The organism is Catenuloplanes sp. NPDC051500 (genome assembly GCF_044454585.1).
In the GTDB taxonomy this organism is placed as follows: domain Bacteria; phylum Actinomycetota; class Actinomycetes; order Mycobacteriales; family Micromonosporaceae; genus Catenuloplanes.
Map to the genome: position 1 here is coordinate 1 of NZ_JBITDX010000034.1, position 21,342 is coordinate 21,342.

Here is a 21,342-nt window from a genome sequence, read left to right on the forward strand (position 1 = left end):
GGACCGCCACCACCGAATCGATCCTCGCAAAAGTCCGACGTGGACGCGTCGCCCTCCAACAAACGACTACTCAAAACTGAGACAGAACACTAGCGACCCAGGCGTTGATGATCACACGGCCCGGATCGCCGGGGCCACCCGATTTCCAGCGCCTAACCCAACGGTGCCAGGAGGCTCGCGCGCAGCAGCTGGTCACGCACCGGGATCGCGTGCCGGACCCGGGTCAGCCGCGCGGCCAGGCCGGCCGCCCGGGCCAGACGCCTGGTGCTCGGCCGGCGCTCACCGTCGTACCGTGGCAGCGCTTCTGTGATCGTCGGGGTGTCGCGGAGGCAGCGGGCGAGCGTGACCGCGTCGATCATCGCCTCACAGGCGCCGCGGCCGAGGTCCGGCGTCATCGCGTGCGCGGCGTCCCCGATCAGCGCGGTGCGGCCGTGCACGAAGGACGGCAGTGGCGGCGTGATGTAGACGTCGTGGCGGAGGATCGCCGATTCCTCAAGAGCGGCCAGCACGGTACGGACCGGGGGCGCCCAGCCCGCGAACATGCGCCGCAGCTCCGCGGCCTCCCGCCCGGGGTGGAACTGCCTCTCCGGTGCGGCCGCGGACGCGAACCAGTTCGTCCTGCCGCCCTCCTGCGGTGTGACGCCGAACTTGACGCCCCGCCCCCAGACCTCGGCGAACGTGTCCGTCGGCAGGTCGTCGACCACATCGCGCCAGGCGGTGTAACCGGAGTAGCGCGCACGCCGGTGCACGGCCCGGCCGATCGTGGCTTGGGTTAACGTGCAGGGCTGCCTGTCATCGGCCCAGTTGGTCGCGGCGGCGGGTCAGGTAGGCGATCTCCGCGGTGTTGCCCGCAAGCGCGATCGCCTTCTCGTACGCCGCGCGCGCGTCCCCACTGCGCCCCAGCCGCCGCAGGAGATGGGCGCGGGTCGCGTGGAACGAGTGATAGCCGTCCAGCCGCCCTCCGAGACGGTCCACCTCGGCCAGCCCGACCTCCGGCCCGTCCAGCTCCGCGATCGCGACCGCCCGATTCAGCACCACGATCGGTGACCGGTCCAAGCGGGTGAGCAGGTCGTAGAGCGCCACCACCTGCGACCAGTCGGTGTCCCGCACGTCGCGGGCGGACGTGTGCACCGCGTTGATCGCCGCCAGGACCTGGTAGCGGCCCGGCGGCACCCCGCTGGCCAGCCGCTCCCGCACCAGGTGATGACCCTCCGCGATCAGCGCCGGGTCCCACGCCCCGCGATCCTGCTCGTCAAGCGTGACCAGTTCGCCGCCCGCGGATACCCGGGCCGCCCGCCGCGCGTCGGTGAGCAGCATCAACGCCAGCAATCCGGCCACCTCGCCGTCCGCGGGCAGCAGCGCGCGGAGCAGCCGGGTGAGCCGGATCGCCTCCGCCGTCAGATCCTGCCGCACCGCCGCGCCGGCCTCGGAGGACAGATAGCCCTCGTTGAAAACCAGATAGAGCACCGTGAGTACGCCGTCCACGCGCGCCGGAAGATCCTCGGCCGACGGCACCCGGTAGGGGATGCGGGCCGCCTTGATCTTGGCTTTGGCGCGGGTGATCCGCTGCCCCATCGCCGTCTCCCGCACCAGAAACGCCCTGGCGATCTCCGCCACGGTCAGCCCGCCGACCATCCGCAGCGTCAACGCCACCCGCGTCTCCATCGCCAGCGCCGGATGGCAGCAGGTGAAGACCAGCCGAAGCCGCTCGTCGTCGATCACGCCCCCCGGTGCGGGCGGCGCGTCGTCGTACACCATCAGGGCCTCTCTCTGCTTGTCTCCCCGCTTGCCCTCCCGCCTGACCCGGTCGATGGCCTTGCGGGTCGCGGTCATGGTCAGCCAGGCCCCCGGGTTCGGCGGCACCCCGCCGCCCGGCCAGTGCTCGACCGCCGCCGCGAACGCCTCGGCCGCCGCCTCCTCCGCCACATCGAGATCACCGAACCGCCTGGTCAGCGCCGCCACCACCCGGGCCCACTCCGCACGGTGGGCCTGGGTGATCGCATCGGGCACGCTCATTCGCCGAAGAACGGCCGGACCTCGACCACGCGGTTGCAGGCCTTCGATGCACCGGTGGCGAGCGTCAGGGCCACGTCCAGATCGGGCGCCTCGATGATCCAGAACCCGGCGAGGTACTCCTTGGTCTCCAGGTAGGGCCCGTCGGAGAGCAGCGGCTCCGCGCCGCGGGCGTCGACGGCCGTGGCCGTGCTCGGCCAGTTCAACCCGCCGGCGAACACCCAGTAGCCGTCCGCCCGCATCCCGTCGTTGAAGACGTCGATCGCCGCCATCTCCTCCGGCGTGGCGAACTCCGTCGTGTCATGAAACACCGACATCAGATACTGCATCCCACTCATCTCCTGCCGTCGCAGCTGCCTCTCATCCCCCCAACGAACGGCCCACCCCCGATCCGACACCGCCCGTCTGCCTGTCGAGCGCCTGAGCGATCTGGGTGGTCAGCGGCGTACCCGATAGCGCAGGTGAAGCACCCGCTTGCCCTGAATGACCACGTCCGGGTCCTCCAGCAGGTGCTGCGCGCCGACCGGGCCGAAGAAGCGCTTGCCCGACCCGAACACGACCGGAACGACGTCCATTCGCACCTCATCGACCAGGCCTGCCGCGAGCGCCTGCCCACCGACATCTCCGGCGGCGACCTCGACCACCCGATCGCCGGCGAGCTTCTGGGCCATGGCCACGGCCGCCTCGATGCCGTCGACGAAGTGGAACGGCGCCTCGGGGTCCCAGCCCTCGGGTGCCGGCCGGTGCGTCACGACGACCACGTGGTCGATCCCGCTCGGCGGCGTCCCGTCCCAGCCGTCAGTCAGGTCGAACACGTGCCGGCCCGCGACGGTCACCCCGATCTCGTCCCAGTACGGCCGGACGTAGTCGTAAGACGTCTGCGACACCGTCAACACGCCGCTGTCGTCAAGCGGAACGTCGCCGCTGGACAGCCAGTCGAACAGCGGTCCGGGCTGATCGTTCTCGTCCGCGACGAAGCCGTCGACCGACACCGAGCCGTACATGACAACCTTGCCCACGGAGCGCTCCTCTGTTTCGGGTGCCCTCAAATTAGCGTGCCGTGAGCTGCGGTTCTTGTAGAAATTCAATCGGTCGGCAGCGGCCAGCCGTCCATCGCGTGGCCTGGGTGTTCGCGCAGGAACCGTTGGCGGACCTCGACGTACCGTGTCGGGGTGAGCCCGGTGAACGCCCGGAACTCGTGGCCGAAGTGGGCCTGGTCGAAGTAGCCGGCGGCGTGGGCGAGGCCGCCCCAGTCGATCGGTGCGGCGGGGTCGATCGCGAACACGGTGGCGGTGAAGCGGTGGGTGCGGGCCAGCCGCTTCGGAGTGACGCCGATCAGCTCCTTGAACCGTTGTGCCAGGTGGGTGCTGCTGACGCCGGCCGCCGCGCTCAGGTCGCCGATCGCCACGCCCCCGCCGGCAGCCGCGATGACACCGCTCGCGTGACGGACCAGCCCCAGGCCGGCTGTCTCGTGCAGCCGGCGCAGCAGCTCCTCCTCGAGAAGCGTCAGCATCTCGTGCGGGCCGCCCGCCGTGGCCAGCCGGTCTCGCAGCGCGGCGACGGCGGGGCGGCCCCAGACCTGCTCCACGGTCACCGGCCTGTCGCACAACTCGGCCGCGGGCATCGGCAGGAACGGTGCCAACCCCCACGGCTTGAAGTGCACGCCCACTGAGCGGGTACGGCGTGGGTAGCCGAACTCCCACGCGCGGGTGGGCATGGTGACCACGCAGCCGTCGGCGTACTCGGCCGCCTCGACGTCGTTTCCGCCGCGGATCCGGAACGGCGCCCCGAGGTTGACGATGAGCAGCGCGGACGGTGCGGGCGGAAGCGTCAGCAGGGGGTACGGCGGCGCGCCCTCCAGGTGGTAGAGGTCGTCGATCAGCCCGTCCAGCGGCGGCCGCGGCACTCTGGACACGTACTCCATACGCACAGCATCGCGGACGCCTCGCCCGCATCGTGCGCCGGGACGGCCCAGCCGCGCGGCTGGTCAGCCGAGCGCCAGCCGCTCGATCAGGCCTACCGCGTCGTGCTCCCCGTAGATCTTGGCGAGGCGTGTGACGTTGTCGCCGATCGTGTCATCCGCGAGCACGCCGGTCACGGCTGTCGCAACCGCCTCCGCTGACGGGGTCGCCGTGCCGAGGACCGCGCCCAGCCGGTGATGGGCGATCCGCGCCGCGTTGGCCGGCTTGTCCTCCGTGGTGCCCGCCACCACGACCGGCACCCCGGCGGCAAGCGCCTGATGCACCCCGCCCGCCCCACCGTTCGTGACGAACAGGTCCACCTCGGGCAGCAGCCTGTCGAACGGGAGGTAGCGCTCGACCCGCGCGTTCGCCGGCACCGGGATCGACAGCGCCGCCGGGTCCCTCCCACCCAGCGCCACCACGACCGTGACGTCCAGATCGGCGAGTCCCAGCAGGGTCGGCTCCACAAGCTGCGTCAGGTCGCTGTTCATCAGCGTCCCCTGGGTCACCGCGACCACCGGCCGGGACCCGTCCAGATCACCCCACCACTCCGGCGGCGTCCAGCCCTCACTGTCCACCGCGGGCAACGACCCCACCAGGTGCACGGTCGGCGGCAGGTCGTCCCGTGCGAACTCGAACCCCGGCACGGTAAGCACCGCCACCGTGTCCGGCGCGAAGAGGATCGCATCGAGCAGCGGCGCCACCTCCCCGTCGGCCCCGAGCTCCCGCAGCAGCTCACCGAGCCGTTTCCGGACCAGCCCGAGCGCCCCCGCGAACTCCGCGTCCGCCGCCCGCTGGTCCCCGCCAGGACCGACAGGCACCATCCCCATCGGGCCGGGCGATTCGCCGTAGACGAGCGGCATCACGCTCACGCCGGCCCACCGCAGCGGCCGCAGTCCCGGCGCACCCATCGCGGCCGGAAACGCGCCAAGGAACAGCACGTTCGCGATCAGATACTGGTCCGGATCCCGCTCCAGCAGTGCCTGCAACGATCGATGTTCATCAGGTGCCGGCTCGACGAACAGGTGCGTCCAGTCATACGAGATCGACGCCGGCCCGGGCTCCAGCCCGCGCCGCTCCCGCTCCGCCATGATCTCCGCGACGTCATAGTCCGCGGCCCCGCCCAGCGCCGCGAACCCGAGCCCGGCCCGCTCCACCGCGTCCCGGTACCCGCTCCCGGCCAGTACTGTCACCTCGTGCCCACGCGCCGCCAGCAGCCGAGCCAGCCGCAGCATCGGCAGCGTCTCGCCCGGAATCGGCGGCGCCGCCACAATGATCTTCGACATGCCCGTCTCCCGTCACCCACCGGCACCTGAGATCCAATGTAGACAACGAAGGGCCATCCGTGGGTACGCCGGGAGCCGTACAGACCAAGACGCCACGGGGGTACGGCTCCCGCCGCGAGAGACAGTGCGAAATCATGGTCCGGTGGAACTGCGCCAGCTCGAGTACTTCGTCGCGGTCGCCGAAGAGGGCGGCTTCACCCGGGGCGCCCGGCGGGTGCGCGTCGCCCAGTCAGCCGTGTCGGCCACCATCCAGAAGCTGGAACGCGAGCTGGGCCTGCCGCTCTTCGTCCGCGAGGCCGCAGGCGTCACGCTCACCGACGCCGGCACCGCGCTGCTGCCGGAGGCGCGCGGCCTGCTGAGCGCGGAACGCCGGGCCCGTGACACGGTCGACCAGGTGCGCGGCGGCCTCCGCGGCACGGTGAGGATCGGCACGCTCACGTCGATCGGCGTGCGCCCGGCGTCCCGAGGGCTGCTCATCGTCGACCTGCCGCTGGTACTGGGCCGATTCCACGTCACGCACCCGCTTGTCACGTTCCAGCTGCGCACGTCGCGGCGCGGCACCGCAGGTCACCTCGAGGCGATCCTCGCGGACGAGCTGGACCTGGCGATGGTCGGCACGTCCAACCCGCCGGACGGCGTGGCGCTGCACCACCTCGGCGCGATCCCGTGGTGCTTCGTCTGCCCGCGCCGGCATCGGCTTGCGGATGCGACGTCGGTCAGCCTGGCCGATCTCGCCGACGAGACGTTCGTGGACTTCCCACCCGGCTGGGGCAACCGCACCATGACGGACCGCGCGTTCGCCGCCGCCGGCATCGTCCGCAACATCCCGTTCGAGGCCGCCGACCAGGAGACCGCACTGGGCCTGGTCCGCAACGGCCTCGGCGTCACACTTGCGCCCCGGGCCGGCAACGAGGACGACGAGGGCATCTCCGTGATCGACATCGCCGACGCCGGAATCAGCCTCCCGATCGCCATGGCCACCGCCGCCGGCCGCGACCTCGCCGCCGCCCCCGCCGCACTCCTGGCCGGCATCCTCCGCGCAGCAAGCCGTCAGCAGGCGGCTCAGCGGCAGCCGGACGGGCAGCCGGCAGGCCGCGACTGACCCGGGCGGACCGCAATTCCGGCGGTCTACTGCCGGTTGCGCCACCCCGAACCGCTGGCTGGCTCCGCGCGGGGATCGGGGAGGCTGCCGTGGACTGCCGGGTCAGAGAGCCGGCGGGATGTTGTGGTTGATCCGGAACGTGTTGCGGGGGTCGTAGGCGGCCTTGATCCGGCTCAGCCGCGCGAGGACCTCCGCCGGGTAGGCACGGCCGATGCCGCCCGCCTCCACGTCGTACCCTGCGAGGAAGTTGATCTGGGTGTGGCCCGTCGCCCAGGGGGAGAGTGCCTTGGTGACGCCCTCCAGCGCCGGCCGGAACTCCTCGTCCATGCCGGGTGCGCCGACCGCGGCCGCGAAGAGCTGGAAACCGGCGCCACGGTACGCGACCGCGTTGGGGACGGCTGGCTCGCGGGACAGTGCGCCGCCGAGCTGGCGGAGCTCCACCATCAGTACCGGCAGGTCGGAGTCCGGGCCGGCGGCGGCGAGCAGTGCGTCCGCCGCCTCCTGCGGGAAGTCCGCGAGGGAGGCGGACACCTCGTAGGTCGGCAGCGGGTCCACCGGGTCCGCGTGGATGGCGGCGACCGCGGTGAACGGCATTTCCGCCACCGCGTCGATCAGTGTGGGTGCGGCGGCGCGCAGCCCGGCGATCAGTGCGGCGCCGTCGGCGGCCGATCCGAGGTAGGAGATGCGCACGTGCACTGTGAACCGGCCGCGCAGCGGCTCCGGGACGAACGGCGCCGGCGGGAGCCGCAGGAACGCGATGGACGCGGTCAGCTCCTCGGGCGCGTCGGCGATCAGCGCGCGGTAGGCGGCGACGACGGCCGGCGCGTGCTCGCCGGGGAAGAACAGCCCGCCGCCGTAGAGGCGGGTGACCGGGAACAGCGCCACGGTGAGCGACGTGATGACGCCGAAGTTGCCCTTGCCGCCGCGGATCGCCCAGAACAGGTCGGGTTCGGTGGACGGGTCGATGGTGCGCGCCTCGCCGTCCGGCGTGACGATCTCGGCGGACAGCACGTGGTCGGCGGCGTAGCCGTGCGTACGGCCGAGCGTGGGGCTGATCCCGCCGCCGAGGGTGAAGCCGGCCACGCCGACGTTTGGCGAGGAGCCGGCCAGCGGCGCGAGGCCATCCTCGGCAGCCTCGTCGACGAGTGTCTGCATCTCGACGGCCGCGCCGACCGTGGCGGTGTGCTGCCGCGCGTCGATGGTGACGCCGTCCATCCGGCGCACGTTGATCAGCACCGCGCCGTCCGCGGACACGAACGCGCCGTGCCCGGTGGCGACGACCGCGACCGGCAGTTCGTGGGCGCGGGCGAACCGGATCGCGGCCTGCACGTCGGCGACGCCTGTGGCGCCGACCGCGACGACCGGGCGGTGGGGGAGGGCCTGGTTCCAGGTGGCGGTCTCGCCGGCGTAGCCCTCGTCGCCCGGGGTCAGGACCGGGCCGACGACGAGCGCGGCGAGTGCGGTGATGTCCATGGTCATGATGGGGTCCTCAACGGGAAGAAGGGGTCAGGAGGCGGTCGCGGGAGGCTTCCGCGCGGTTGCGGACGGCGCGGGCGTCGACGCCGACGAGCACGCCGTCCCGCTTGCGGAACTCGCCGTCGACAAGCACGGTGTCGACGTCGCGGGCGTCGGCGAACGTGATGGCTGCGGTGGGGTCCTGGGAGAGGCGCATCGGGGAGCGCGCGGTATCGACCAGGATCACGTCGGCGCGCTTGCCGGGCGTGAGCGAGCCGATCCGGTCGTCAAGGCCGAGCGCGCGGGCGCCGCCGATGGTGGCGAACTCGATTGCCTGCCGGGTGGTGAGCGGCACCGTGGCCGGCGCCTCCCCGGCCGACAGGAGCGCGTCGTACCGGCGCAGGCGCTCGGCCTGGAGCACGGCACGCATCTCGTCGAACATGTTGCTCGGCACGCCCGCGACCACGTCGACGGAGAGCGCGGGCCGCAGCCCGGCCTCCAGCAGGCGGCCGGTGGCGGGGAAGCCGTGGCCCATCATCATCTCGACGCGGGCCGAGACGGACGCGTGGCCGCCGGTGTCGGCGAGCATCTTCAGCTCGTCGTCGGTGCAGGTGTTGGCGTGCAGGAAGATCAGGTCCGGTCCGAGCAGGCCGCGGCCGTACAGCGAGGTGATCGCCCGCTGGGCGCCGAGCAGGCCGACGCCGACGTGCATCGACGCGCGGACGCCGAGTTCCCGGGCGAGCGCGAGGTCGTCCGCGGTCGCGTCGATCGTCGACATCTCCGGGCCGCGGATGGCCAGCGCCAGCGTGAGCAGCTGGTCGGTGGAGGTGAAGTGCTGGGCAGCGATCCGGCGGACGTCCTGCGGGTGCCGTCGCTCGCTCGCGTAGTACCAGGACGGGTCCGAGGTAGGTGTGCTGTAGCCGAAGACCGCACGAAGACCGGAGGCCCGCAGCGCCTCCACCGACGCGTCCGCGTGGTCCGGCGTGTTCATGATGTGCGCCCAGTCGAAGAGCGTGGTCACGCCGCTGTCAAGCGCCTCGAGCGCGCCGAAGTGGGTACCGTCACGCACGTCGCCGGGGGTGAACTCCGGGGACAGCCGGCCGATGATGCCGGCGAAGTACTCGTTGAGCGTCCAGTCCGCGGCGGTCTGGGCGAACGCGCCCTGCCAGGTGTGCCGGTGGGTGTCGATCAGGCCGGGCATGACGACCATGCCGGCCGCGTCGACGATCTCGGCGCCGGCGGCCTCGGCGTCACCGGTCGCGGGCCCGGCCGACACGATGACGCCGTCCTCGATCAGAACGTCACCGTGGGCGTGGTCGCCGACAGTGGGGTCCATCGTCAGCAGGTGGCCACCGCGGATGAGCGTGCGGGACATTGTGGATCCTCTCTCGTCTGTGGGAACGAGATCTACGATGCCGTCCCGGACCGGCCCCGCTGAACGAGCTTGACGCTGGGCGCCATCGGAATCCGCGATGGCACGCCTTGATGGCTAGAAAAACCCATAAAAGCCACATGCCCCATTCGTCGGTGTACGCGACTGGCGTGCACACGAGGTACAGGTTCGTAAATGCCGATCCAGCCGAGCGCCCCGGGTGACATCCGCACAGGATCGAAAATCACCGTGGTCGTGAGTGGCCGGTCTTGACGCCCGGCCTGGCCATGACCACGCTGTCGCCTCATCGGCAAATGAACTACTTACGAACCTGGTTCGTGGATCGGGGCTATATACATGAACCTCCGGAGGTACGTCGCCGCCGGGACCGCGCTGGTCCTCGCCGCCGCGCTGACGGCCGGCTGCGGCGGTGAGTCCGGGTCGGACAGCGCGGGCGGCGAGCTGGTCTTCGCCAACTGGCAGTGGCTGGAGCCCGGCCGTGGCGAGGCGCTGTGGACCGCGGTCACCGGCTACACCGCGACCGATCCGTTGATCACGCTCAAGCAGCAGTCGATCGCGCGTAAGGACTACGAGAGCACGCTCAAGACGCAGATCGGCGCGCGCGGCGGCCCGGACATCCTGATCATCCCGGACACGTTCCTGCCCGAGCTGGCGGACGCGGGCGCGCTTGCCCCGCTTGACGACGTGCTCGACGGCACCGGCAAGGCGGCGCTGAACGCCACAAACGAGGCCGGTGTCTACGAGGGCAAGCAGGTCGGCTACGCCTGGGAGATCGTCAACTACGCGCTCTTCTGGAACACCGCGCTGCTCGACCAGGCCGGTGTCAAGCCGCCCACCGACATGCCGAGCCTGATCGCCGCGGCCAAGGAGATCAAGGCCAAGACCGGCAATCCGGGCTTCGCGGTACGGCACCAGATCAACGAGGAGGCGCCCTGGTGGATCGACTTCTCCAACTGGGCGTACGGCTTCGGCGGCGCCTGGTCCAAGGACGGGAAGCTGACCATCGACAGCCCGGAGAACGTCGCCGCTGTCACCGCGTTCCGTGACATGTACGCCAGCGGCGCCATGGCCGTCGGTGACGACGCGTCCACGTTCCGCTCCAAGTTCAAGGCCGGCAAGGTCGGCATGATGATCGACAACAGCTCCGCGCTCGCGACGATGGTCGCCGGCAACGCGACAGTGCCGAGCACAGGCGTCGGCGCGAGCCCGCTGCCGTTCCCGGTGAAGGCCAGCAGCCAGGCCGGGTTCTTCATCGGCATCAACGCGTTCTCCAAGAACAAGCCGGCCGCGAAGAAGTGGCTGCAGTGGTACTACGGTGCGGACGCGCAGCAGAAGGCCGCGGCCGCGCTCGGCGCCAGCGTGCTCGGCACCGACGCGAAGCCGCCGGCCGAGTTCGTCACCGCGAACCCCTGGGTCCCCACGTTCCAGGCGCAGGCCGCGACCTCGGCGGACGCGGTGATCGACGGCTTCGAGACGGCCACCCCGCTGATCCGCCACGCGGTGCTCACCGAGGTGGAGAAGGTCCTGGTCGACGGCGACGACCCGGCCACCGCCCTGGCCCGCGCGCAGGAGGCGGCGGAGAAGATCCGGTGAGACGCGCGGAACGGCTGGCCCCCTACGTCTTCGCCTCGGCGGCAGCGCTCTACCTGCTCGTCTTCACGGCCTGGCCGCTGCTCGACGGCGTCTGGCTGTCCTTCACCGACACCGGGCTGCTCAACCCGGCCGGCGGCGAGTGGATCGGCACTGACAACTACGCCGCGCTGTTCGACGACTCGCGGTTCGCGGGCACGCTCGGCGTCACGCTGATCTACAGCTTTGCGACGGTGGCCGGGTCGCTGCTGCTCGGAACGGCCGGCGCGGTGCTGCTTGACAAGGCGTTCCGTGGCCGCACCGCGATGCGGGCGCTGCTCACCCTGCCGTGGGCGGCGCCGACGGTCGCGGTCACGCTGATCTTCGTGTGGATGTTCAACGCGGACGACGGCGTGCTCAACCATGCGACAGAGGCCGCGGGCCTGGGCCGGCACGGCTGGCTGACCGCGTACGCGCTTGCCACAGTGACAGTGGTGTCGATCTGGAAGGTGTTCCCGTTCGTGCTGCTTGTGGCGCTTGCCGCGCTGCAGGCCGTGCCGAAGGAGCTGGTCGAGGCCGCGGTGGTGGACGGCGCCGGCCCGGCCACCGTGTTCCGGCAGGTCACCTGGCCGTTCCTGGTGCCCACGCTGCGGGTGGTCGCGCTGCTGATGACCATCTGGTCGTTCCGGCGCTTCGAGATCATCTGGCTGCTCACCCAGGGCGGCCCGGTCGACCGCACCACCACGCTCGTCATCGACGTCTACCGCACCGCGTTCCTGGAGTCCGACCTCGGCCGGTCCGCCGCCACCGGCACGGTCGGCCTGGTGCTCTCCGCGATCGCCACAGTCGCCTACGCGCTCGCCGAACGGCGTGCCGCCGGAAAGGACCTGGCATGAGGGTACGGGTCATCGTGCTCGCCGCGCTGGCGGCCGTCGCGGGATTCCCGCTCTACTGGATGGTGGTCACCGCCACCCGTACCCAGGACGAGCTTTTCGGGGGTGAGGTGCACTGGCTCCCGGACCTGACCCGGCTCGGTACCGCGTTCACCGCTGCCACCGACGGGGTGCCGATGCTGCGCTGGCTCACCAACAGCGCGTTCGTGGCGGCCGGCACCACTGTGCTCAGCCTGGTGCTTGCGGTCCTCGCTGCCTATGCGCTGTCCCGCTTCTCCTGGCGTGGCCGCGGCGTGTTCGGGTTCGCGTTGTTCGCCACGCAGATGCTGCCCGAGGCGCTGATCGTCGTACCCCTGTATGCGATCTTCCTGACCCTGGGGTTGCTCAACAACCTGTGGGGGCTGGTGCTCGGCAACACCGCGTTCGCCATGCCGGTCGCGGTCTGGATCATCAAGACCGCGATGGACGGCGTGCCACGCGAGCTTGAGGAGGCGGCCGCGCTCGACGGCTGCTCCCGGTACGCGATGTTGCGCCGCATCGTGCTCCCGCTCACCGCGCCGTCGCTTGCGGCCGCGGCCGTGCTTGCCTTCTTCGACAGCTGGAACGAGTTCCTGCTCGCCAACACGTTCATGGTCGACGAGGAGAAGTGGCCGGCGTCGAAGGGGCTGGCGTCGTTCGTCGGGGAGTTCGTCACGCCGCTGCCCACGGTGATGTCGGCAGCGGTGCTGTTCACGCTGCCGGCCGTGGTGTTCTTCCTGCTCGTGCAGCGGCACATCGTGGCCGGGCTGACCGCGGGCGCGGTGAAGGGCTGAGTGCGGCCGCCGGGCCGGGGTGGTGGATGATCTCCAGGTGTCCATCGTGGTTCCACCCACCCGGGCCCGGCGGGCATGAGCCGCGCCGAGCTGGTCATTGCCTGGAGTCGCGGCTGGGCGCGCTCGCGGGGCGTTCCGGCGCTTGTCAACATCCCGGGTGGCCTCCGCCTCGACATCGGCCGTCCCGGTCACCGCCGCCGCTACGTGCTGCACACCTGGGACCCTGACTATCTGCGGGAAATCGGCCGGAACATCAGCACGCCCGGCACCTGGCTGAAGATCGACTGCGCCGCGGAGGAGTTGAGCGCCGCGCTGCCGCCGCACTGGCAGATGTTCGAGACCAGCTACCTGATGAGCGCCCCGCTGCGTCCCGAGCGCGTGGACGTCCCGCCGCCGTACCTCCTCACCGTCGGCGCCGACCAGTCGCGCGTGGTCACCGCCACGATCCGCGACCGCTCCGGCGAGACCGCGGCGTCCGGCCGTCTCGCCGCCGCCGGTGGAGTCGGCGTCATCGACCAGGTGGAGACCGCCCCCGGCCATCGGCGGCGTGGCCTCGGCACCGCCGTCATCCAGGCGCTCACCGACCACGCGGCCCGCCAGGGCGTCCGTCTGGGCATTCTGGCCGCCACGGACGACGGCCGCGCGCTCTACCGCACGCTCGGCTGGACCAGTCACACCGAACTGGCCACGGCCTTCATTCCCGAGCCGTGATCCCACTTTTGTCCTGGAGTGCGGAAGTTCTTGTGAGTCTGCGTAAAGTGACCTAGGGTCGCGTCACGTCCCCTCCCCAAGGGGCGTCCAGGTACTCAAAGAATCGATTCATCTCCACCCTTGAATCAATGCTGCTGGACGCCGGTGTGCTCGTCTGGACGTCGCCAACCAGAAGTGGGTGTTGCCATGATCGGTCGACTGCTCGCGGCCATGCTGCTGCTACCGGCGCCGGTGCCGCTCGCCGATGACCCCTTCGACGTCCTCGTCTTCTCGAAGACCGCCGGGTTCCGGCACGATGCCATCCCGGCCGGGGTGCAGGCGATCCGGGAGCTGGGCGCGGCCAACGGGTTCACTGTCACCGCGACCGAGGACGCGGGCGTGTTCACCACGTCAGGTCTGGCACCGTACGAGGCGGTGGTGTTCATGAGCACCACAGGTGACGTGCTCGACGCGGGGCAGCAGACCGCGTTCGAGTCGTACATCCGCGCCGGTCACGGCTACGTGGGCGTGCACGCGGCGGCCGACACCGAATACGACTGGCCGTTCTACGGCGAGCTTGTCGGCGCGTACTTCGCCTCGCACCCCGCCATCCAGCCCGCAGTGATCCGCACCGAGGACCGCGCGCACCCGGCCACCGCGCATCTGCCGCAGGCGTGGAACCGCACCGACGAGTGGTACAACTACCGCACCAACCCCCGGGCCGGCGCGCATGTGCTGGCCACGCTCGACGAGAGCACCTACACCGGTGGCGGGATGGGCGCGGACCACCCGATCGCCTGGTGCAAGACCTACAGCGGCGGCCGGTCGTTCTACACCGGCAGCGGACACACAGTCGAGTCGTACGCGGACCCGGTCTTCCGGCAGCACCTGCTCGGCGGCATCCGCTACGCCTCCGGCCAGGCGCCGGCCGACTGCCGCCCGGAGACCGGCTACACGGCGCTCACCGGCGGCTGGGCGCAGGCCGGGCCCGGCTCGTTCACCGAGACCGACGGCACCCTCACCTCGGTCGGCGGCATGGGACTGCGCTGGTACCAGGCGAAACAGTTCACCAACTACTCGCTGAAGCTCGACTGGAAGATGGCCGACGACGACAACAGCGGCGTCTTCATCGGCTTCCCACCCTCGGACGACCCGTGGTCCGCGGTCAACAACGGCTACGAGATCCAGATCGACGCGACAGACGCCGTCGACCGCACCACCGGATCCGTCTACACCTTCAAGGCCGCCGACCAGGCCGCCCGGGACGCCGCCCTCAACCCGCCGGGCGAATGGAACACCTACGAACTCCTGGTCGAGGGCGAACGCCTGCAGATCCTCCTCAACGGCGTGAAGATCAACGACTTCACCAACACCGACCCGGTACGCTCCCTGGCCGGCCACATCGGCCTGCAGAACCACGGCGACGGCGACACCGTCTCCTTCCGCAACATCCGTATCAAGGAGCTGGGCGGCACCAACCCGCCGACCGGCACCGGCCCGATCGTCGGCCTGGCCGGCAAGTGCCTCGACGTGGCGGGCGGCAACTCCGCCGACCGCACAAAGGTGCAGCTCTACACGTGCAACCAGTCGGCCGCGCAGACCTGGACCCGGAACGGCAGCACGCTCCGCGCGCTCGGCAAATGCCTGGACGTGGACGGTTCCGGCACCACCGACGGCACCAAGGTCCAGCTCTACACCTGCAACAACTCGGGCGCACAGAACTGGACCCCGCGCGCCGACGGCACCATCGTCAACCCGAACTCCGGCAAGTGCCTCGACGTGAGCGAGAACAACTCCCGCGACGGCCAGCAGATCCACATCTGGACCTGCCTGGCCGCCCCCAACCAACTCTGGCGCCTGCCCGGCTGACCCGCCGTCCGGCCCCGGGCACTCGTCGCCCGGAGCCGCACGGCAGTCAGGCGCCGATCCCCATCCGCTCCGCCAGGCTGCGTAGTTCCGGCCACCCCTGCCCACGTTTGGCACGCTCCAGCAGTCCGCGCACGGTCTCCTTCGCGAGGGGGTTACGCCCGGTGCGCTGCGGCGCGAGTCGGTACGCGGTCGCCATCATGCGGATCGCGGCCTCGTCGGCGCCGGTGCGGGCCAACGCCCGGGCGGTGTCCGCATAGAACGCGGCCTGGCGGGCGATCGACTCGATGGCGGCCGGATTCGTGATCCGGGCAAGCTCGACCGCGCGGCCCGGCGAGTCACCGTCGGCCTCCATCGAGATCCTCCAGAACCTGATGTTGGTAGGGCCGAACTTCAGCCGCAACGCGGGGGAGTCGCCGGTGCGCGCCGCGATCGTCTCCGCTTCCGCGACCCGGGCCAGCGCATCGTCCTTCCGGCCCAGCGCGTACAGCGAAAAGGCCTGGATCATGAAGAGCTGGCCGAGCATCTCCGGTGCGTCCTCCGTCCCGTAGTGCGGCTCCAAGATTTCAGCCGCCCGCGATGCGATCGCCAGCGCACGGTTGTAGAGGCCCATGCCGGTCGCCGCGTGGGCCCGGTCCCAGGCCGCGAGGCCCAGCAGGGACGGGATCTCCAGTGCCTCCGCGGCCTGTTGCGCCCGATCGGCCACCAGGCATGCGCTCCCCGGGTGCCCCAGGTAGCGGACGATGAAGCTCGCGGTGTCCGCGGCGAGCACCATGCTCCGCAGCGCGTCGGCACGGTTCTCCCCGACGGTGGCCGTGTGAAGTCCCTGCGCGATCAACGGCAGGCGGCTCGCCGCCCCCGCATAGTCACACCTGACCCGCAAATCCCGGACGAGCTCGAGCTCCGCGGTGAGGAAGTCCCAGGGGTGGGCCGGCGTCTCAGGCGGATAATCGAGATCCGCCTCCACGAACGAGCGCACGGTCTCATAGATCGCGCCGCCGGTCTCCGCCTGATCCCTGGACACTGGATCCTGCGGCAGCCCGGTCAGATCCGTCACCGGGCATTTCAGCGCCTCGGCGATCCGCGCCAGCGTGATGCGATTGTCCGCGCTGATCTGGCCCCGCTCGATCCGGCTGAGCGTGGAGTGCGATATCCCCGCCCGATCGGCTGTATAACGCACGGTCCACCGCAGCAGCACACGCCGGTCCCGAATCCGCTGCCCGACGGCGACGTCCTGACTGGAGTTTCGCGACATGCGGATGTCCTCCCGACGACGTGAGCGGCATACCCACGGTACGACACTGGTGCGTCTTTGCACCAAGGTGCACCCGCGGCGGATCTACTGTCCTTTCACGAGCCTGGTGCACCCCACACACGCGTGCACATCTGATGGGAGCCGCTGACATGACCTACCTTGCCAACGCTGATGTCCTCGACGGCTGGGGCCCTGCCTACGGTGACCCCGCCGAGGGCGGAGAGCGGCTGCAGATCGCGCCGGCCCCCGCCGGTGGGCTCGCACTTCGCAGTTCTACCGAGTCCACCGGCCCGGCGCTGGTGCTTCCCGAGCGTGCCGTGCTGGAATTCGTCCAGGCGATCCGAGAGGGGGCGATCAACACCCTGCTCGGGTTGACCGCGTCCCCGCACCCGATCTGGTGCACGCGTGAGGAAACATCCGGAGAAAAGCACCGTTCCGAGGTGTTCCCGGCCGCCTTGCCCGGGGACGACACCGAGGTCCGGATCGGGCTGGTGCAGAGCCCTGATATAGACGAGGAACAGCTGCTGATCAGCGTGGAGGAGTCGGACTGCGACAGAAAGGTGCTTCGCCTGGACGGCACGCTCACCGCGCGGTTCATCACAATCGTCCAGGAGACCGAGTACCTTGCGGCCGATTCGGTACCTCAGTTGCGCGATGACGGCGTCCTTCACCCGCGGTGGTGTGCCGGTGGCGAAGGCTCGCGCGAACCGCACCGCTCGATACCGAAATTCATCACCGCTGATGCGGACCTTCAGTCGATCTGGAGTTATCTCGTTCAGCCCGCATTCTCGCCGGACGGCCGCCCGAGCGCCCACACGTTCGCCTCGCTTTCCATTCGTGAGGACGGGCAGACGAGCGGCTGGCTGCTTGGCCTCCATCAGCTACCGCTGATCCGACGGGCGCTCACTGAGGTCACATACCTGTGGGCGGCGGTGCGTGACGCGGCCGCGACCTGATCCGCGGGCAAGGCAGCCGTCTCTCAGCGGCGCCGTGGCGCTACCGGTGCGGAGAGGCCGGCGCTGAACAGGCGCTCGTCGACCTCGTTCAGCGACAGCTTCAGTGCGCCAAGCGCCACCGAGTCGGCGCCGAGCGTCGATGCCCGCACCTCCGGCATGCGCAGGCAGAGCCGTTCGAGCTCCTGGCGGAGTGGGTCAAGCACCAGATCGGCGGACCGGGAGAAGCCGCCGCCGAAGATGACAACCTGGGGGTCGAGCGCCAGCACCAGCGCGGCCGCGCCGATCGCCAGGTCCTTGACGTAGCGCCGCACCGCGGCCCGTGCCGCCCGGTCGCCGTCGCGTGCCGCGGTGAACACCCAGGCCGCGGCATCGTCCGGGCCGACAGTGGACGGGATGCCGGGGCAGTTCTGCAGATGTGCGGGTGCGTCCAGCCAGCGGACCTGCTTGAGCGCGCCGATCTCACCCGCCGCGCCCCCGAAGCCGCGCCGCAGCACACCGTCGATGATCAGCCCGGCGCCGATCCGCAGGCCGGCCAGCAGGTAGACGATGTCGTCCGCGTCGCTTGCCGCGCCCTTCCACCGTTCGGCGAGCGCGGCGAGCTTGCAGTCGTTCTCTATCAGGATCGGGCAGTCGAACCGGGCGTCCAGATGCGTGGCAAGGTTGACGCTCTTCCAGCCCGGCAGCGGCGAGGAGAAACTGGTCCGCCCGGACGCGTCGACCGCGCCGGTGACAGCGCCGGTCACGGCCCAGATGTCCGCCGCCGACTTTCCGGCCTCGGCCAGGCAGGTGTCCAGGACCGTGTCGAGCACGGCGAGGCGTGCGGCAGGCTCCGCGTCCGCCGCGACCGCCTGCCGGACCGAGTGCACGATCGTGCCGTCCAGGTCCGCAAGCAGCGCCAGGATCTTGTGCACACCCACGTCGACGCCGATCACGAACCCCGCGCCCGCCCGAAACTGGTAGCGCCGCGCCGGCCGCCCGACCGCGCTGTTCGCCCCCGGCTCCAGCACACCCGCCCAGCCGCCCGCCACCAGGCCCTGCGCGATCACGTCGACCGCGGGCCGGGACAGGCCCGTACGCTGCGACAACTCGGTGACTGTCGACGGCGGATGGCTGCGCAACGCCCGCACGATGCTCAACGAGTTCAGCTCACGCAGCCGCGACAGGTCCACCCCGCTCGTCGCCGGCCCGGTCACGTCAGGTCCTCTTCACGTGCGGTCACCCTCGCCATAATACGCTTTGATCTTTACAAAATACGCCCCGCGCCGCCCCGGCCCTCCTGCCTCCGCGAGCGCCCCGTCACCCCCACTGCCGACCACCAAGGGCAAGATCAAGATTGCGCTTTCCCACTCTGCGGTGGTTGCGGCCCGCATGCTCCCGCGGGCACCGGTCACAATGCCGCTCGGCATTTTTTGATCTTGAAATGGACCCGGTCGGGCCGCGGGCCTCCGGCCGGTGCGGATGCTCTCCTGCCCGGTTCGGTGGGTCGCAGGTGGGCGTTACTGGGCTTTCGGGCTCAGGGTCCATGTCCGGCGAGACCGTCCAGCCCGCCGGCCGGAAATGGATCTTCCACTATGCGGGAATCAAGATCCTTGTTTTGCTCACGGTCCTTTGCGCCGCCGGGAAAGGACCGTGAGCAAAACAAGGATCTTGACCATCCCCGGCCACTCCACCGGCAGGTGCTTATGAGATGACATTTCCGGTTTCGTGTGGGTTTCGTCCTTCGGTATGGAGCACGCCGCTCCTGATCCCGCGGGACGTACTGATCTTCCGGATTTACGGTGAGCATCGTCGAGCTAGGCGGGCGAGTGCCGACCTTTCCGGCTCGTCAGGGCCGGAGGAGTTCTGGAGGCGGCGATCCTGCGTGCAGGACTCGTTGCCGTCGCCGACGGTGGCGATATGGGTTAGATGCGGGGATGTGTGGCGGGGTGGGTGGCGTCAGGTGAGGCTTGGGCACGCTATTCGTCGCGAATGACGTGCCCATGTCTCACCTGGCCGTTGATCTATCGGGTGTTGGTCATTGGTGACAGCTGCACCAGGTCAGCCGCGGGTGACTTTTTGCGATATTTCGGGCAGGCGCCGGGAGCACGCTTGAGCTGATTCTGCGGTAGCCGGGCCGCCTGACGTGGGCAACGGCTCGCTCTGTGTCAAGCAGGATGCGCCCGCAACAGGGGCGGCAGCGGTGACAGCTGCACCGGGTCAGCCGCGGGTGACTTTTGGCGATATTTCGGGCAGGCGCCGGGGACACGCTTGAGCTGATTCCGCGGTAGCCGGGCCGCCTGACATGGGCAACGGCTCGCTCAGTGTCAAGCAGGATGCAACCGCAACAGCGGCGGCAGCGTGCGGGCTGGGCTACTACCGGTGCGGCAAGACGTGGGTGGGGTTCGCCGCGTGCGCGGTGAGGATTTGCACCGCGCCCTCGACCACGTCGGGGGTTGTCCCACGGCGGGTCTGAGCGCCCGCGGGAGCATGCGGGCTGGGCCACCGCGGGTGCGGGAAGATCGGTATTGATCGGGTTTTGACGTTGAGGATCTGGGGAGGTCCGGCCGCGCCGCCCGGGACGTGAGGCGGCGCGGCGGGTGGGGACGGTCAGGTGATGGGGTACGCCTGGGTCTCCGGGGTGATGGCGGGGGTGAAGTCGACCTCGCGGCCGTCGATCTCCCAGCGGTAGCGGCCGAGTCGCCGGATGTCGGGGTGGGCGGCCAGGTAGTCGGTGAGGGTGGCGAGTTCGGTGGCGGTGAGCCAGCTCGGCGGGTCGGAGACGGCGCGGAAGCGGGTGATGTCGGCGAGGTCGCGGAGCCAGGCGAGTTGCCCGTCGGTGAGGAGGTTGAGGCGGCTGCGGAAGTAGATGACGTCCGGGTCGACCTCGGCGAGCGGCTGATGCCAGAGGCGGTGGAGCGTGTTGACGACGGCGTTGCGGGCCATGGCGTCGGACGGGTCGTCGCTTGCGTAGTTCTGCCACATGGGTGCGACGTCGGGGCCGCTGCGCAGGCCGTCGAGCAGGCCGAGCGACGGCAGCAGGATCGCGCCGCTGCCGAGCAGGTAGACGTCGTCGCCCGCTGTCTCGCGGATCAGCGTGAGCGCGGTGCGGTAGGCCTGTTCGCGCTCAACGGTGACGAATCGGGAGCCGGGTACCGCGCCGGCGTTGATGAAGTCCAACTTTAAATATTTAAATCCCCATTCGTGGACGACGCGGCGGATCAGCGCGGCGATGTGGTCGAGCGTCTCCGGCCGGGACAGGTCGAGCGCGTGGTAACCGGTGCCCCAGTTGTGGCCGGCGATCACCGGGGTGCCGTGCGCGTCACGAAGCAGCAGCTCAGGGTGCTCCCGCGCGAACTGGGACTCCGGCAGCGCGATGAACGGCGCGAGCCACAGCCCGGCCGTCATGCCCGCGTCGGTGATCCGGTCAGCAAGCGCCCGCATGCCGGACGGGAACGTGTCGTTCGGCTGCCAGTCGCCGACCATCCGCTCCCAGCCGTCGTCGATCTGCACCACGTCGAACGGAAGTCCGCGCAGGTCGTCGACGTCCTTGGCGAGCTGCTGCTCGGTGATGCCCTCGTAGTAGGCGTACCAGGAGCACCAGACGTTGCCGGCCCGCCTGTCGCTGCTGCCGAGCCGGTCCGCGAGCTGCCGGGTGTAGGCGGCGAACACCTCCTCCTCCGGGCCGTAGGCGACGAACCAGGGTGCGGCTCCGGATTCGTACCACCCGGCGATCGTGTCCTGATCTGCCCGCAGCCGCGGGACGCCGAGGCCGAGCGCGCCGAGCAGCAGCACGTCACCGTCGCCGCTGTCGGAGGAGAGCGCGGCCACCGCGGACGAGTGGTGCCGGGCCGGATCGTCCCAGATGTCGTCGTCGGCGGTGACGCGCCGCTGCGGGTTCGCGATCCGCAGCGGCGGGTCGGTGAGTCGCCGCCAGCCGCACGGGCTCCAGGAGTTCTGCCCGTGCCGGTAGAACAGGGCATCGCCCAGTCCGTGAAGCAGCGCGACACGACCGGGGGGCAGGATCAGGCCCCCGTCGGCTGCCTGCGGAGTGCCGGGGCCGTCGAATTCGAGTGCGAGGGTACGGCCGGCCAGCTCGATGAGCAGTGCCATGG

At 70.4% G+C, this 21,342-nt stretch carries 18 protein-coding genes; 7 read left to right on the top strand and 11 right to left on the bottom strand.

Features of this window, described 5'->3' with window-relative positions:
• Window positions 1-152: 152 nt before the first annotated feature.
• The 6 genes from ACIA8K_RS38140 to ACIA8K_RS38165 form a co-directional block, all read right to left on the bottom strand.
• Window positions 153-749 carry an FAD-dependent monooxygenase gene (locus tag ACIA8K_RS38140; protein WP_396068362.1) on the bottom strand — a complete coding sequence of 199 codons (597 nt, stop codon included), beginning with the start codon at window positions 747-749 and terminating at the stop codon, window positions 153-155.
• Window positions 750-792: 43 nt separating this feature from the next.
• Window positions 793-2,016: an RNA polymerase sigma factor gene (locus ACIA8K_RS38145; protein WP_396068363.1), complete on the bottom strand. Its 1,224-nt coding sequence runs from the start codon at window positions 2,014-2,016 to the stop codon at window positions 793-795.
• Complete coding sequence (locus tag ACIA8K_RS38150) at window positions 2,013-2,342, bottom strand: YciI family protein (protein ID WP_396068364.1); 330 nt, start codon at window positions 2,340-2,342, stop codon at window positions 2,013-2,015. Before ACIA8K_RS38150 ends, ACIA8K_RS38145 begins: the two co-directional genes overlap by 4 nt.
• Before the next feature lie 108 nt (window positions 2,343-2,450).
• Window positions 2,451-3,032, bottom strand: coding sequence for a dihydrofolate reductase family protein (locus ACIA8K_RS38155; RefSeq protein ID WP_396068365.1), 582 nt, complete (start codon window positions 3,030-3,032; stop codon window positions 2,451-2,453).
• A 65-nt stretch (window positions 3,033-3,097) separates the two neighbouring features.
• Window positions 3,098-3,937: a helix-turn-helix domain-containing protein gene (locus tag ACIA8K_RS38160; RefSeq protein ID WP_396068366.1), complete on the bottom strand. Its 840-nt coding sequence runs from the start codon at window positions 3,935-3,937 to the stop codon at window positions 3,098-3,100.
• Between the two features lie 63 nt (window positions 3,938-4,000).
• Window positions 4,001-5,260: a nucleotide disphospho-sugar-binding domain-containing protein gene (locus ACIA8K_RS38165; protein ID WP_396068367.1), complete on the bottom strand. Its 1,260-nt coding sequence runs from the start codon at window positions 5,258-5,260 to the stop codon at window positions 4,001-4,003.
• Between the two features lie 142 nt (window positions 5,261-5,402).
• Here ACIA8K_RS38165 and ACIA8K_RS38170 point away from each other — a divergent pair, with 142 nt between their 5' ends.
• A complete protein-coding gene (locus ACIA8K_RS38170; RefSeq protein WP_396068368.1) occupies window positions 5,403-6,362 on the top strand; it encodes a LysR family transcriptional regulator in 960 nt (319 codons plus the stop codon).
• Window positions 6,363-6,464: 102 nt separating this feature from the next.
• Here the strand turns inward: ACIA8K_RS38170 and ACIA8K_RS38175 are convergent, their stop codons facing one another.
• Both ACIA8K_RS38175 and ACIA8K_RS38180 read right to left on the bottom strand, forming a co-directional pair.
• On the bottom strand, window positions 6,465-7,841 hold the full coding sequence (locus tag ACIA8K_RS38175; protein ID WP_396068369.1) for an FAD-binding oxidoreductase: 1,377 nt from the start codon (window positions 7,839-7,841) through the stop codon (window positions 6,465-6,467).
• A gap of 10 nt (window positions 7,842-7,851) precedes the next feature.
• Complete coding sequence (locus tag ACIA8K_RS38180; protein WP_396068370.1) at window positions 7,852-9,192, bottom strand: amidohydrolase family protein; 1,341 nt, start codon at window positions 9,190-9,192, stop codon at window positions 7,852-7,854.
• Window positions 9,193-9,546: 354 nt separating this feature from the next.
• Between ACIA8K_RS38180 and ACIA8K_RS38185 the strand changes: the two genes are divergently transcribed.
• The 5 genes from ACIA8K_RS38185 to ACIA8K_RS38205 all read left to right on the top strand — a co-directional run bounded on the left by ACIA8K_RS38185 (window position 9,547) and on the right by ACIA8K_RS38205 (window position 15,043).
• Complete coding sequence (locus ACIA8K_RS38185) at window positions 9,547-10,803, top strand: ABC transporter substrate-binding protein (protein WP_396068371.1); 1,257 nt, start codon at window positions 9,547-9,549, stop codon at window positions 10,801-10,803.
• The gene (locus tag ACIA8K_RS38190) at window positions 10,800-11,675 is read left to right on the top strand and encodes a carbohydrate ABC transporter permease (RefSeq protein WP_396068372.1); all 876 of its coding nucleotides are present in this window, start codon (window positions 10,800-10,802) and stop codon (window positions 11,673-11,675) included. Before ACIA8K_RS38185 ends, ACIA8K_RS38190 begins: the two co-directional genes overlap by 4 nt.
• A complete protein-coding gene (locus ACIA8K_RS38195; protein WP_396068373.1) occupies window positions 11,672-12,484 on the top strand; it encodes a carbohydrate ABC transporter permease in 813 nt (270 codons plus the stop codon). The genes ACIA8K_RS38190 and ACIA8K_RS38195 overlap by 4 nt, the downstream gene beginning before the upstream one ends.
• Window positions 12,485-12,559: 75 nt before the next feature.
• The gene (locus tag ACIA8K_RS38200; protein ID WP_396068374.1) at window positions 12,560-13,195 is read left to right on the top strand and encodes a GNAT family N-acetyltransferase; all 636 of its coding nucleotides are present in this window, start codon (window positions 12,560-12,562) and stop codon (window positions 13,193-13,195) included.
• 186 nt (window positions 13,196-13,381) lie between these two features.
• The gene (locus ACIA8K_RS38205; protein WP_396068375.1) at window positions 13,382-15,043 is read left to right on the top strand and encodes a ThuA domain-containing protein; all 1,662 of its coding nucleotides are present in this window, start codon (window positions 13,382-13,384) and stop codon (window positions 15,041-15,043) included.
• 46 nt (window positions 15,044-15,089) lie between these two features.
• Here ACIA8K_RS38205 and ACIA8K_RS38210 read toward each other — a convergent pair whose 3' ends face one another.
• The gene (locus ACIA8K_RS38210; RefSeq protein WP_396068376.1) at window positions 15,090-16,295 is read right to left on the bottom strand and encodes a helix-turn-helix domain-containing protein; all 1,206 of its coding nucleotides are present in this window, start codon (window positions 16,293-16,295) and stop codon (window positions 15,090-15,092) included.
• 149 nt (window positions 16,296-16,444) lie between these two features.
• Between ACIA8K_RS38210 and ACIA8K_RS38215 the strand changes: the two genes are divergently transcribed.
• Window positions 16,445-17,251, top strand: coding sequence for a hypothetical protein (locus ACIA8K_RS38215; RefSeq protein WP_396068377.1), 807 nt, complete (start codon window positions 16,445-16,447; stop codon window positions 17,249-17,251).
• Between the two features lie 23 nt (window positions 17,252-17,274).
• Here the strand turns inward: ACIA8K_RS38215 and ACIA8K_RS38220 are convergent, their stop codons facing one another.
• Both ACIA8K_RS38220 and ACIA8K_RS38225 read right to left on the bottom strand, forming a co-directional pair.
• On the bottom strand, window positions 17,275-18,444 hold the full coding sequence (locus ACIA8K_RS38220) for an ROK family protein (RefSeq protein WP_396068378.1): 1,170 nt from the start codon (window positions 18,442-18,444) through the stop codon (window positions 17,275-17,277).
• A 1,393-nt stretch (window positions 18,445-19,837) separates the two neighbouring features.
• Window positions 19,838-21,340: a glycoside hydrolase family 36 protein gene (locus tag ACIA8K_RS38225; protein WP_396068379.1), complete on the bottom strand. Its 1,503-nt coding sequence runs from the start codon at window positions 21,338-21,340 to the stop codon at window positions 19,838-19,840.
• Between the last annotated feature and the right edge of the window lie 2 nt (window positions 21,341-21,342).

Bases quoted from the DNA above. Each gene is read 5' to 3' on its own strand.
- ACIA8K_RS38185 (WP_396068371.1), top strand. From the start codon at position 9,547: ATGAACCTCCGGAGGTACGTCGCCGCCGGGACCGCGCTGGTCCTCGCC.
- ACIA8K_RS38195 (WP_396068373.1), top strand. From the start codon at position 11,672: ATGAGGGTACGGGTCATCGTGCTCGCCGCGCTGGCGGCCGTCGCGGGA.
- ACIA8K_RS38205 (WP_396068375.1), top strand. From the start codon at position 13,382: ATGATCGGTCGACTGCTCGCGGCCATGCTGCTGCTACCGGCGCCGGTG.
- ACIA8K_RS38210 (WP_396068376.1), bottom strand. From the start codon at position 16,295: ATGTCGCGAAACTCCAGTCAGGACGTCGCCGTCGGGCAGCGGATTCGG.
- ACIA8K_RS38200 (WP_396068374.1), top strand. From the start codon at position 12,560: ATGAGCCGCGCCGAGCTGGTCATTGCCTGGAGTCGCGGCTGGGCGCGC.
- ACIA8K_RS38175 (WP_396068369.1), bottom strand. From the start codon at position 7,841: ATGACCATGGACATCACCGCACTCGCCGCGCTCGTCGTCGGCCCGGTC.
- ACIA8K_RS38145 (WP_396068363.1), bottom strand. From the start codon at position 2,016: ATGAGCGTGCCCGATGCGATCACCCAGGCCCACCGTGCGGAGTGGGCC.
- ACIA8K_RS38225 (WP_396068379.1), bottom strand. From the start codon at position 21,340: ATGGCACTGCTCATCGAGCTGGCCGGCCGTACCCTCGCACTCGAATTC.
- ACIA8K_RS38150 (WP_396068364.1), bottom strand. From the start codon at position 2,342: ATGCAGTATCTGATGTCGGTGTTTCATGACACGACGGAGTTCGCCACG.
- ACIA8K_RS38165 (WP_396068367.1), bottom strand. From the start codon at position 5,260: ATGTCGAAGATCATTGTGGCGGCGCCGCCGATTCCGGGCGAGACGCTG.
- ACIA8K_RS38215 (WP_396068377.1), top strand. From the start codon at position 16,445: ATGACCTACCTTGCCAACGCTGATGTCCTCGACGGCTGGGGCCCTGCC.
- ACIA8K_RS38180 (WP_396068370.1), bottom strand. From the start codon at position 9,192: ATGTCCCGCACGCTCATCCGCGGTGGCCACCTGCTGACGATGGACCCC.
- ACIA8K_RS38160 (WP_396068366.1), bottom strand. From the start codon at position 3,937: ATGGAGTACGTGTCCAGAGTGCCGCGGCCGCCGCTGGACGGGCTGATC.